The organism is Succiniclasticum sp., assembly GCF_056977735.1.
On sequence record NZ_DBMCWA010000001.1, the window covers coordinates 102996 to 116142 of the forward strand.

At 50.5% G+C, this 13147-nt stretch carries 8 protein-coding genes; 6 read left to right on the forward strand and 2 right to left on the reverse strand.

All coding sequences use genetic code 11. From position 1 onward, the window contains the following. Positions 1 to 22: 22 nt before the first annotated feature. The gene (locus ACZOWY_RS00460) at positions 23 to 1072 is read right to left on the reverse strand and encodes an ABC transporter substrate-binding protein (RefSeq protein ID WP_484391433.1); all 1050 of its coding nucleotides are present in this window, start codon (positions 1070 to 1072) and stop codon (positions 23 to 25) included. Positions 1073 to 1430: 358 nt separating this feature from the next. Here ACZOWY_RS00460 and ACZOWY_RS00465 point away from each other — a divergent pair, with 358 nt between their 5' ends. Next, entirely contained in the window at positions 1431 to 4397 is a 2967-nt protein-coding gene (locus ACZOWY_RS00465) for a YadA-like family protein (RefSeq protein WP_484391437.1), read from the forward strand. A gap of 406 nt (positions 4398 to 4803) precedes the next feature. Here the strand turns inward: ACZOWY_RS00465 and ACZOWY_RS00470 are convergent, their stop codons facing one another. Continuing rightward, complete coding sequence (locus ACZOWY_RS00470) at positions 4804 to 5298, reverse strand: hypothetical protein (protein ID WP_484391441.1); 495 nt, start codon at positions 5296 to 5298, stop codon at positions 4804 to 4806. A 291-nt stretch (positions 5299 to 5589) separates the two neighbouring features. Here ACZOWY_RS00470 and ACZOWY_RS00475 point away from each other — a divergent pair, with 291 nt between their 5' ends. The 5 genes from ACZOWY_RS00475 (at position 5590) to ACZOWY_RS00495 (ending at position 13129) form a co-directional block, all read left to right on the forward strand. After that, positions 5590 to 6060 carry a low molecular weight protein-tyrosine-phosphatase gene (locus ACZOWY_RS00475; RefSeq protein ID WP_484391444.1) on the forward strand — a complete coding sequence of 157 codons (471 nt, stop codon included), beginning with the start codon at positions 5590 to 5592 and terminating at the stop codon, positions 6058 to 6060. An 88-nt stretch (positions 6061 to 6148) separates the two neighbouring features. Then, positions 6149 to 6631 (forward strand): hypothetical protein, encoded by a 483-nt coding sequence (locus tag ACZOWY_RS00480; RefSeq protein ID WP_484391450.1) that lies wholly within the window; start codon positions 6149 to 6151, stop codon positions 6629 to 6631. Positions 6632 to 6990: 359 nt separating this feature from the next. Then, positions 6991 to 9477 (forward strand): leucine--tRNA ligase, encoded by a 2487-nt coding sequence (gene leuS / locus ACZOWY_RS00485; protein WP_484391455.1) that lies wholly within the window; start codon positions 6991 to 6993, stop codon positions 9475 to 9477. Positions 9478 to 9985: 508 nt separating this feature from the next. Beyond that, positions 9986 to 10639, forward strand: a complete 654-nt coding sequence (locus tag ACZOWY_RS00490; RefSeq protein ID WP_484391457.1) for a ComEA family DNA-binding protein — start codon at positions 9986 to 9988, stop codon at positions 10637 to 10639. Positions 10640 to 10792: 153 nt separating this feature from the next. Next, complete coding sequence (locus ACZOWY_RS00495) at positions 10793 to 13129, forward strand: DNA internalization-related competence protein ComEC/Rec2 (protein WP_484391458.1); 2337 nt, start codon at positions 10793 to 10795, stop codon at positions 13127 to 13129. The last annotated feature ends 18 nt before the right edge of the window (positions 13130 to 13147 follow it).

Consider the following 13147-nt stretch of genomic DNA (forward strand, 5'->3'; position numbering starts at 1 on the left):
CTTTTGCAATTAACGTTACGGATTATTTTTTCTTGAAGATGCCGTCAAACTGTTTCAGCATATCTTTGGAACCGGTTGCCAGTGCCTGCAGGTCAACCTTCATAGCGCGTTTGGCAATGGTTTCGGCGCTTTCGCCCTTCTGTTTTACGTCTTTGCGGACGGACAGCAGGTTGTTGGCAACCAGAACTTCCTGGCCTTCCTTGGAGAGGATGAAGTCAATCAGCAGTTTGCCGTTCTTTTCATTCTTGGCGCCTTTAACCAGAGCCACGGGGCTGAAAATGGAAACGATATCTTTGTCCAGATATACGAAGTCGATGGTGGAGCCTTTGGCTTTCAGGTTGTTGGTAACATAGTCCAGGCACATGCCGACTTTGTAAGCGCCAGCCGCAATCTGGTTGTGGGAAGCCGTGGTGCCGGACTGCAGTTCCGTACCGTTGGCTTTCAGTTTTTCAAAGAAAGCAGGACCGTATTCCTTGCTGGCCATCAATGCGCCAACAGCGTATTTGGTGGTGCCGGCAGTACCCGGGTCGGTCATAACAATCTGGCCTTTCCATTTCGGATCCAGTAAATCGTTCCAGGTCTTGGGGGCTTCTTCCTTCTTTACTTTGGTGGTGTTGTAGGCGATGCCCATGTTCATCATACGGGCGCCGGTGTAGAAACCTTCCGGATCGATAAACGCCTTATCGATGTTCTTGGCTTCCGGAGATTCATATTTCTGGAGGATCTTCCCGTCGGCTTTGAATCCGATATAGTCGGCAGGGTCACCAACCCAGATTACGTCAGCAGCAACCTGGCCGCCCTTTGCTTCGGTGAAGATTTTGGTTTTAACTTTGCCGGTGCCTGCGAAGTAATAATCCATCTTAATGTTGGGATATTTCTTCTCAAAGGCTTTCTTAACCGCGTTCAGCTGGTCTTCCTGCATGGACGAATACAGCATTACGGTATCGGTGGCAGCTGCCGCTTTCGGAGCGTCTTTCTTCGGGGCGTCAGCCTTTTTGTCCCCGCCGCCGCAACCGGCCATCATGAGAGCCATAACCAGCATCAGGGAACCAGCAACATACGTTTTTTTCATAAAACTTCTCCTCCTTGATTTTTAAAATTTTAATACGATTTTAAAATTATCATAAGGGTAATGTAAACTTATGAAAGCTTACTCTATAATTATAACGCATGCCCGAAAATGATTCAATAATTTGTGTGAGGTTTGGAAAACTTTTCCTGTAAACTTTTTCTTTGAATCATGCGCAGTAAGAAAAAGGCTCCGCTTAAAGAATTGTCACATACGAAACAGAATTTTGAAAGAAATCGATAAAATTCCGGGAAAATGTTAAAAAAATTGTGATATTTGTGAAGATAAAATATAATTAAATTGAAGTATATATTCATAATTATTATGTAGCATATTTTTTCAAATGACAGGAGGTACAGCCATGGCAAAATTACGGACAACCAATAAAAAGCAACTGGCAGCACGGGTATTGTGTGGGCTGCTGTTAAGTACGTATCTGACCGGAGCATACAGCCTGCCTGTGGCGTGGGGAGCGCCTGCCGGTGACGGGGCTAAAATTCAAGGCAATTCAGTTACTGCGTCCGGGACGGAGTCTTCTGCCTGGGGCCATTATGCCAAAGCTAGCGGTGAGCACGCAACTGCATGGGGCAATTTTGCCGCTGCCAGCGGCATGGACGCTACGGCCTTCGGATGGTACGCGGAAGCCCAGGGCGAGAATTCCCTTGCCTTCGGAAGAAACAATAATGCTATTGGCTCGGGTTCTACCGCATTTGGAGCCAATACAAGGGCCAGGGCTGATTATTCCACGACCTTTGGACTGAATACGGAGGCCCAAGGCAAGGCTGCTACTGCGTTTGGGCAGGGCTCAACGGCCAGCGCTTACGGAGCCACAGCCTGGGGCGGTTATATAGAGGGAACAGGGGAAGATGCGAAATATTATGCTGGCGGTATGGCCGGCGGCATAGCTTCTACGGCATTTGGAGTTGGGGCAGAAGCCGGCGGCATGGCTGCCACGGCGTTCGGTTATGTCGGGACAAAAGAAAGTGGTTATGATGCGCCCAGCATAAAAGCAGCCGAGATCGGCACTACGGCTTACGGATATGCTACGTTAGGCGGAGCCATTTCGGCAGAAGGGGGAGGCGCTACAGCCTTTGGCAGCGCTACGATGGGCGGAAAGATATCAGCCGGAACCGGAGGAGGGGCGAATGATAAGGAAGGCGCTACAGCCTTTGGACGTGCTTACGGAAAAAAAGGTCAGATATTAGCAACGGAAATGGGTGCGACAGCCTTTGGCTCTGCCAGCGACGGATCCATTACAGCAGAAGAGTGGGGCGCAACGGCTTTTGGTCGCACTTATGATGACGGAGCCATTTCTGCAAGCGGGAGAGGCGCTACAGCGTTTGGCTATGCTGAAAAAGGCGGAAGCATTTCTGCAGAAGCCGAAGGCGCTACCGCATTTGGCTATGCATCCGGCGAAGACAGTAAAATTACGGCCAGCGGCAAAGGTTCCACGGCGTTCGGTGTAGGAACAGAAGCAAAATCTGAAGGATCTACAGCATGGGGCTATTATACAACGGCCGGGGACGGAACGGCCGATACAGAGTTTAGTACGGCCTGGGGTTTTCGGACTAATGCAATCGGCTACGATGCAACAGCCTGGGGCGACAGCACGACGGCATCTAACGAAGAGGCGACCGCCTGGGGTGTAGGTACTACGGCTTCCGGCAGAAGAGCTACGGCCTGGGGTTACGAGACAGAAGCAAAAGGTGATTATTCCACGACCTGGGGCTCAGCTACGGCGGCGGAAGGTAAACGGTCCACAGCCTGGGGGCACGAAACAACGGCAGAAGGTGAAAACGCAACGGCCTGGGGCGTATCAACAACGGCCGAAGGTAAAAATTCCACAGCCTGGGGATCCGTAACAACGGCATCCGGTCATACATCCACGGCCTGGGGCTTTCAGACAGAAGCCTCTGCCAGAAGAGCCACGGCCTGGGGCGAATATTCGGTTGCCAGTGGCTACAGTGCCACGGCCTGGGGCGGCGGCTACAGCAGCGGCGATGACGATTACTATGTGGGGGGCACGGCAAGTGGTGATATGTCCACGGCATTTGGGGTTGGAACAGAAGCCAAATCTGAAGGTTCCACCGCATGGGGCTATTATACAACAGCCGGGGATGGAACGAGCGATACTGACTATAGCACGGCCTGGGGCTTTAGGACTAATGCAATCGGCTACGATGCTACGGCCTGGGGTGACAGCACGACGGCGTCTAACGAAGAGGCTACGGCCTGGGGTGTAGGGACCACGGCCTCCGGCAGAAGATCTACAGCCTGGGGTTATGAAACAGAAGCGAAAGGTGATTATTCCACGACCTGGGGCTCAGCCACGACGGCGGGGGGTAAACGGTCCACAGCCTGGGGGCACGAAACAACGGCAGAAGGCGAAAACGCAACGGCCTGGGGCGTATCCACAAAGGCAACCGGCAAAAATTCCACAGCATTTGGCTCCGTATCAACGGCATCCGGCCACACGGCCACGGCTTGGGGCTTTCAGACAGAGGCCTCCGGCAAAAGAGCTACGGCCTGGGGCAGTGATTCGGCTGCCAGCGGAGAAACAGCTACGGCGTTTGGTTTAGAATCTGAAGCGGCAGGTAAGAATTCTTTAGCTGCTTTAGGCGGTATTACGGAAGCGGCAGCGGAAAATTCGGCGGCCATCGGTTACGGAGCCAAAGTTACAGTCCCGGATACAGTGGCTCTGGGCAGCGATTCTATGGCGAGCCGGGTGGCGGGCGATGCGAACGCTTATCTGAAAGAAAGCAACACTGGCAATGCGTGGATATCCACCCACAATGCCATTGCCGTGGGTGACGACGATACTGTGACCCGGCAGATTACCGGCGTGGCGGCAGGCTCGAAGGATACCGATGCCGTGAATGTTGCTCAGTTGAAAGAGTTGGCAGCTGGAACAGGTGCGGGCTTGGGCGCATTGGATGGCCGCATCAACAAAGTGGACAGAAAGTTGAACAAGGTAGGCGCCGGTGCGGCTGCATTGGCGGCGCTGCATCCTATTGAAGCGGACGGAAAGTTAAGTATGGGATTAAGTTTAGGCCATTACCGGAATGCCAACGCTATGGCATTAGGCTTTTTCTATCGCCCCCAGGACAATGTGATGGTCAATATTGGCGGTGCCATGGGCAACGGTGAGAACATGATCAACGCTGGCGTGACCTTTGCCTTAGATAAAGGCGTAAACACACTGAACACCAGTAAGGCAGCCATGGCCAGAAAGATTGCCACTCTTACGGAAGAAAACGCGCAGCAGGCAGCAAAGATTGAAACATTGGAAGCCAGGCTGGCAGCGCTTGAGGCGAAGCTGGGAAAATAACAAAATTTAACAAGGATTGCTGTTGCATTTGTTCAATATAAAAACACCCCTGTCTGTCGCAACGTCAGAAGCGGCAGGCAGGGGAGTTTGCAGTTCTTATCGTCTTACGTCCCGGTAATCGTGATGTTTTAGCGGCATGGGGTATCTCCATTGTAAAGCAGGAGGTTTTATTCTTTGCGCGTTTACAAAAAATTATGGACAGGTCTTGAATAATCTTTTATAATTATCTTACAAAATTGTGTATCCACACAAAAAAAGGAGATGGGTGTAATCAATTTTCTGCTTGATGATACTATTATTTAGTGTTTGGTCAACAACTCCGCAAACGTAGATAGCATGTTTTTTTCCTGAGTTTTGTACAATAAAGTGCAAGAAGAATATTGATGATATAAAAAGACCGGGGTATTTAGCCTCGGTCTTCTTTGTTGAACTCCTCATCGCTTTTTAGCGAATCCTTTATCTTCAGAATCGTCTTTGCTTCGATGCTTTTTTTGTTAATTTTTGTTTTGATTTGCATGCTGAGAGGATAGTCGTAGGCATCTACTGTGTCCTGATTTGCATCCTCCAAAGAAAAGGAACGTAGTGTACCGGTTGATTTGGTTGTATTGAACCCCCATGTTTCGATGTGGTAGTGTTTGGAACCAAGCTGAGAGCAACTGTTTTTACGGCAGGTTGCGCCGTAATAATAATCATTGATGGTTACATCGAACTGACCGGGGCCCGTAACAGAAACAGACCCGGGATCATAGAACCGTACGAAATTATCTGCTTCGGACCATTCCACAATTTTCCAGCGACTCCTGTCCAGCTTACAGTCTTTCAAAACATCCTCCATGCTTTCGGCAAAAACGGAAGAACAGACGGTCAGCAGAAGCGTGACCAATAAAATGAGTTTTTTCATAAAGGGCCTCCATGAGAACAGATTTCTGAAACTATAAAATAATTATATCACGATTTCAGAAAACGAGGCGTCGTATGTTCCGGTTCTTTGAAAAATTCTTTCGTTTCCGGGACAAACCCAGGAATCCATCGGGGGACTGGGAACACCGCTTCAATCACATGGTAAAACGTTCCTTGACAGAAGGTGATATAATAATGCAAATAGTGTTATAACGCTTTTGGCTTAAGGGCCTCGTTACTCTGACGGCAGCAAAACCGGGCATAGTACGGCTTTTCAGGAAGGTGGTTGAGTTTGGTTAAAATACTTTTTGTCTGTCACGGCAACATCTGCCGTTCACCCATGGCGGAGTTTGTGATGAAAGATATGGTGCGCAAAGCCGGTCTGGAAAAAAAGATTGTGATTGACTCCAAAGCGGCCCGGCGGGATGAGCTGGGCAACGATACCCATTACGGCACAAAAGCCAAGCTGCGTCAGATGGGGATTCCGTTTGCCAGACGCAAAGCCACGCTGCTCAGCAAAACGGATTATGCCGCCTATGATTACCTGATTGCCATGGACGGGGAAAATGTGCGCGACATGCTGCGGCTGTTTGGCGGCGATCCGGATAAAAAGATTACGATGCTGCTGGACTTTGCCGGGGAAAACCGGGAAGTGGCAGACCCCTGGTACACGGGCAACTTTGACGAAACCTATGAAGATGTGGTGAAAGGGTGCGCGGGGCTGCTGCGGGTTGTGAAAGCGGCAAGCGGTTTGCAGTGTTAAAATCATAACATGGAAAAATTCTATAACTAAAATTGCAATTTGGTGTTATAATTATGGTACCAGATTAATTGAGAAAGGGGTGCTCTTTATGAAACATGTATTAAAAAAATCTGTAGTAGTTGCAGGAGTTCTGGCCTGCTTATTTGCTTCTTCCGCTTTTGCGCAGACGGTTACGACAACTCCGGAGCAGGATAAGGCGACCCAGGCCGCGGCGTTACAGGAAAATAAAGATTATGATGCAGCCCACGGGTATAAAAATGAAGCTCCGGCCGTAATGAAAGAAGAAGTTGCGGAAAAGAAAGCGGAACAGGCAGTTGCTGCAAAGAATGCTGCGTGGGAACAGGATAAGGCGACCCAGGCAGAAGCGCTGAAGGAAAACAAAGATTACGACAAAGCCCACGGATATACCAACGGGGCTCCGGCTGAAACGGTGGCAGCACCGGCAGTGGAAAAGGCAGCGCCGGCTGATGAAAGCTGGAAAGAAGCTGTAGCGAAAGATAAAGCAACCCAGGAAGAAGCACTGAAAGCCAATAAGGATTATGATGCTTCCCACGGGTATGAAAATAAATAAACCGCCTCAGCTTGAAGCGGATATTGCAAGGTAATACCTGATGCAAGGATACAGGCGGACATGATACAAATACACATTCATATGGTGTAACCATTTACGGTACCGGAGCCAGCCAGGTTCCGGTATCTTTTTTGGTCGGTGTAAGCGGACTGGCAAGCGTCAATGGCTGTCATTGCGCCTTCTGGAATCGGAGGCTTTCTTTTTTCTTCCATTAAATTGACGAATACTGCATTGGGTTGTATAATTTAATAGTTACAGCAATGTTCGGGAATATTCATTCGAATATGATGGAACAATGCTATGGGACGGAAAAAACAAAAAGATTTTATTCAGTTACTTAAACCCGGGAGGTTATAAATATGATGGAAGAAAAATATGCTCCCCATGCCATAGAAAAGAAATGGCAGCAGTACTGGGAAGAGCACGACACCTTTAAACGCGAGATTGATACGGCAAAACCCAAATCCTATGTGCTGGAAATGTTCCCGTATCCCTCCGGCAATCTGCATATGGGCCATGTGCGCAACTATTCCATTGGCGATGTGGTTGCCCGTTTCCGCACCATGCGGGGCTTTAATGTATTGCACCCCATGGGCTTTGACTCCTTTGGCATGCCGGCGGAAAATGCGGCCATCGAACATGGGATCCCTCCCAAGAAATGGACGCTGGAAAATATTGAAAACATGACACGCCAGTTAAAACAGCTGGGCCTGTCCTATGACTGGAACCGGGAAGCCATTACCTGTAAGCCTGATTATTACAAATGGACGGAATGGTTCTTCGAACTGTTCTACAAACGCGGCCTGGCGGTGAAAAAGAATTCTTCCGTAAACTGGTGCGACCACTGCAACACGGTGCTGGCCAACGAGCAGGTAGAAGACGGAAAATGCTGGCGCTGCAAGCATGAAGTGCACAAGAAACAGCTGAGCCAGTGGTTCTTCAAGATTACCGATTACGCGGACGAACTGCTAAAGGATCTGGAAAAGATTCCCGGCTGGCCGGAACGCGTTAAGGTAATGCAGGAAAACTGGATCGGCCGCAGCGAAGGTCTGGAATTCAGCTTTGACGTGCCGGCGCTGAACGAAAAACTGCCGGTTTACACCACCCGTCCGGACACCATCCAGGGCGTTACCTTTGTGGTGGTTCCGCCGGAGCATCCCATTGTAGAAAAAATGCTGCAGGGCAATCCCCGTGAGGCAGAGCTGCGTGAGTTCTGTGATAAAGTACGCAACACCAGCGATATCGAGCGTACTTCCAGCACCAGCGAAAAGCTGGGCATGTACACGGGTTTTGACTGCGTGCATCCCCTGACCGGACACACGGTGCAGATCTGGATCACCAACTATGTTCTGTTTGATTACGGTACCGGCGCGGTTATGGGCGTGCCGACCCACGATTCCCGTGACTGGCAGTTCGCTACAAAATACAATATTCCCAAGATCCTGGTCATCCAGCCGAAAGACAAAGAACTGAAGCTGGAAGATATGACGGATGCCTACGAAGAAGACGGCATCATGGTGAACAGCGGCAAGTTCGACGGCATGACCAATACGGAAGCCATGTCTGCTGTCAGCGATGAGATCGAGCGCATCGGCGCTGGCAAACGCCGCATCAATTACCGCCTCCGCGACTGGCTGATCTCCCGCCAGCGTTACTGGGGCGCTCCCATTCCTATCATTTACTGCCCTAACTGCGGCGAAGTGCTGGTACCGGAAGAAGAGCTGCCTGTCATGCTGCCGGAAGATGTAAAATTTGACGCCGGCGCCAAGTCCCCGCTGGCTACCAGCGAGAGCTTCCTGCATTGCAAGTGCCCGAAGTGCGGCGCGGATGCTACCCGGGAAACGGATACCATGGACACCTTCCTGTGTTCTTCCTGGTACTATCTGCGTTATACTGACCCGAAGAACGACAAGGCTCCCTTTGCCAAAGAAGCCAATGCTTACTGGGGTCCGGTAGATCAGTATATCGGCGGCATCGAACATGCCATTCTCCATCTGCTGTACTCCCGCTTCTTCTTAAAAGTGCTGCGTGACGCGGGCATGGTGGATTACGATGAACCCTTCACCAACCTGCTGACCCAGGGCATGGTCATCAAAGACGGGGCCAAGATGAGTAAATCCCTAGGCAACGTGGTTTCCCCGGAAGAAATTCTGGAAAAATACGGCGCCGATACGGCCCGCCTGTTCATCCTGTTCGCCGCTCCCCCGGAACGCGAACTGGAATGGAGCGACCAGGGCGTGGAAGGCAGCTTCCGTTTCCTGAACCGCGTATGGCGTATCATCTGGCATTACAAAGATGTTGTGGCGCAGAAAGCCGCTTCCTGCGATGTTGCAGGTCTGGACGAAGCGGATAAGGAACTGCGCCGTGTCCTGAATGCATCTATTAAAAAAGTTACGGAAGATATTGAACAGCGTTTCAATTTCAATACGGCCATCAGCTCCCTCATGGAACTGGTGAATGCCATGTATGCCTATAAAGACGCCAAGAAGGAATACAACGCAGGCCTGGTTTACGAGATCGTAAAAGACCTGCTGCTGCTGCTGGCTCCCTTTGTGCCTCATGTGGCGGAAGAACTGTGGCATGGCGTAATCGATGAGAACACCAGCGTTCACGATCAGTCCTGGCCGGCTTACGATGAAGCGGCGCTGAAAGTTGACAATGTGGAAATCGTGCTGCAGATCAACGGCAAAGTGCGGGGCCGTCTGGTGGTGCCCTCCGAAGCATCCAAAGAGGAACTGGAAAAAGTGGCCCTGGCCGATGAGCGGATCAAATCCCTGATCGGCGACGGAACGGTCCGTAAAGTAATCGCGGTGCCGGGCCGTCTGGTAAATATTGTTGTAAAATAGTTTTGAATTAAAATGAAATAAGGGAGACGCCGGTCGTGGAGCGTCTCCCTGCACACTTTTGTTCTTTACCGATTTTGCTGATGACGGGAAGCGGTATCAGATTCCTGCGCAAACGGTTGCGTGGCGTCAGTACCTTCTCTTCATGGGCAGGATGGGTAAAGGGAAAAAGAGGCACACAGTGGTTTTGAATATTTTTTCACGTAATAAAATAAGGCGAATGGAATTTCTGTATCGGCATACCGGAAACAGTATGTTGCAGAAATTCCATTCGTCTTTTTGTTGTAAAAAAATTGTAGTATGAAGTTCAGGAAGAGAAAGAAGTAAAACATCGGAAGCGATTACGTAATTCCATTAGATGAAATTCGCCGTCGTGGCGAGACTGTCTGAGGGCGCAGCCCGAGTTTCGAAGCCACAGGCGAATGAATCAATGGAATAGTAATCGTGTACGGTTTTACAATTTCTCTTCCTGAACTTAATCATCATTTTTCTATAGAAAGGACGGATTATAATGGAAAAACGAACGTTGCAAAAACTTGGTCTTCTTTGTACCAGCGTGGCCCTGTGCAGCGCCGCTTCCTGGTGGAACGGTAATAATAATGAAGAAGCGGACCGGCAGGTGCAGAAGCTGGCGGAACAGCCAGTCGTGGAACAGGTACAGGAAATTAAAATCACAGTGTGTGTCAGCGGAGCGGTGGCGAAACCGGGGCTTTATGAAGTGCCAAAAGGCTGTCGGGCTAAGCAGGTCATCGAACTGGCAGGCGGCGTGACAGAAGAAGCGGACATGGACAGGGTTAACCTGGCCCAGTTGTGCAAGGATGGCGGGCATATCAAAGTGCCGCGGCTTTCCAAAGCAAGAATGAAAAAGAAAATGGAAGAAAATGCTATGGTCAACGTTTCAAATCAGGCGGGCGATCCAACAAATGTGGCGGATTCAAATCAGAATCATGGTTCGTACAAGAGTATTTCCGGGGAAATGCTGATCAGCCTGAATTCTGCATCGGAAACGGAGCTTGCCCGGCTTCCCGGAGTGGGGGAGGCGACGGCCCGGCGTATCATTTCCTTCCGTAACCGGCAGGGGTTTCAGTGTGTGGAAGATGTAATGAAAATCCCCGGCATCGGCCCGGCAAAATTCGCGAAGATGAAACCTTATCTGGTGTTATAAGACAGTAATCATTGAAAGGTCATATAGTTCTAAATGTAGTTATAAATTTAGTTATATGTTATATACACAGAAAGGGGATGGCATTTGTTCACCTACTGGCTGCTCCTGGCGTTTTTCCTGTTTTGCCTGGGAGATGTTTTATCGTTTTACGAAATGCAAAAAGCGTTCTGGTGTTGTTCCGGAATGATTTTTCTTTTTATAGTAAGCTGTTTGTACAAAAAATGTAAGAAAGAGTATCTGCTGTGCGGGCTTTGCTGTGTTCTTGTTTTGTCGGGCGGATTTCTGGCAGGGACGGGAAAGATGGAAACACAAAAGAGATGGCAGGCATTTTCCGGAAAGCAGGTCATCCTGCAGGGCGCCGTAGAACCGGAAAGCATACGCAGAAAAGAGCTGGGCATCAGTGCAGTATTTGCGGCAGCGTATCCCCTGCATGGCAAGGTGAGGATTTTTGTGAAAACGGATCCCCAAAATGCTGACCTGGTCATGCGGAAGCTGCGGTCCGGAAGAATCGGAGTGAAGGGTATTTTGCAGGAACCGGTTTTTCTGTGCAATCCGGGAACGTACGACGGCTATCTTTTTAATATAATTAAAGGAATCCATGGCAATCTGACCGTTTCGCCCACCCAGATACAGGAACTGGGAGAACCGCTCCCGCTGCGGTTCCGGTGTACGGCTCTTGCACAGAAGGTACGGGAAAAAGCTCTTGTGCAGCTGCATACCGGCACGGGCGCGATTTTGCCGGGGATGGTGCTGGGCGGGTATCAGGACGTGGCGCCGGAAGAGGCGGACGTGTTCCGGGATAACGGCATAGCGCATCTGCTGGCTGTATCCGGAACCCATGTGGCCGTGTTGGTGCTGATACTGCAGGCCCTGCTGCGTCCGGCCGGAAAAACGGGCATCGTTTTTATACAGTTGTTTTTGGCATTGTATGCGCTGCTCTGCGGTTTGCTGCCTGCGGTGCTGCGCGCCGTGGCCATGGCCTGCGTTCTGCTCTGGGGCCGCAGCCAAAAACTGAAGGCGGACAGTGTCCGTTTATTATTGCTGACAGCCTGGATTCTGCTGCTGGCAAATCCTTTCTGGCTGTTCGATATCAGCTTTCAGCTTTCCTTCGCGACCACTGCGGGATTATTGCTGGCGGGACCGAAAGTGACTGCGCGCATTCCGGGGAATTTGCCGGACTGGCTCCGGACGGTGCTGGGCGTGACGCTGACGGCCCAGATTTTTTCTTTTCCATTTTCCGTGTATTATTTTCACCGAGTCTCCCTGATCGGGCTGGTCAGCAACCTCCTTTTGCTTCCGGCGCTGGAACTGGCGGTGCTGTTATTTCTGGCAGGACTCTGCGTATTATTTTTGGGATCCGCAGGAAGCATGTTGTATGGTCTTTTCGTTTCTTTTGCCGGTGATACGCAACAGGGTGGTACTATGTTTGCGATGATTGCCGGCTTTCCCTTTGCTGTCGCGGAACATCTGCTGCAGGGTGCAGTTGCCGCGGGAAAACTGTTAGCGGACTTACCCTTTGCTACAGTGGATGTTGCCGGGTGGAACAAGGTGCAGTATTTCTGTTATATAGGGTTTATCGCAGCCTTTTTTGATCTGGGATTGTGCAGCCGCCTGTCTTCCCGGCAGCGGAAACGCTGGCTTGGGGTCATGTTTTGTATCTTCTTCCTGATTAGTGTTACACGTTATCTTCTGCCTCAGCATTTAACTGTTCACTTTATAGATGTGGGACAGGGCGACGCGGCACTGATCCGGACACCGGCGGGAAAGAACATCCTGATCGATACGGGCGGCCTGCAGGGCGGGGCGGATATTTCCCGTATGGTGCTGCTGCCATATCTGCGTTACCTCGGTGTGAAACAGATCGATGCCCTGTGCCTGAGCCACGGCGACCATGATCATGCCGGGGGCGCGGCCGGTTTGGCAGCCAGGATGCCGGTAAAGAATGTGTTTTTAGGCGCCGGCGCAGAAAAATCGGTTGCTGTGCAGGCGTTGCTGAAAATTGTGGACCATAAGGCAAACGTATACAAACTGCAAAAAGGCGAACAGTGGAACGTGGGAGACTGCAGGATCGTAGTTGCTTCTGCGTCTTCGGGAAAATCTTCTGCCGCTGCGACAGAAACCAATGCTTCTTCGTTAATCCTGCAGCTGTTTTGCGAGGGGCATTCCCTGGTGTTTACAGGAGACGCCGACAGGGACACGGAAGAAAACGCCATGTCATTACTGCGCCCGGCAGACGTGCTGAAAGTCAGCCATCACGGTTCGGAAACCTCATCCTCCCCGCATTTCCTTGACCATATTAAACCGCGATTTGGTATAATCTCCTGTGGAAAACACAACCGTTACGGTCATCCGGCACAGGGCACGCTGGAACGCCTGGCTTCCAGTAATATCATCCCACTGCGGACGGACGAACTGGGCGCGATCAAGATTGTTTTTACTAATGACCAAATGCACTGGTACAGCTGCCGTTATCACGAAAACCAATTTTAATTCAGCAACGTTCATGAT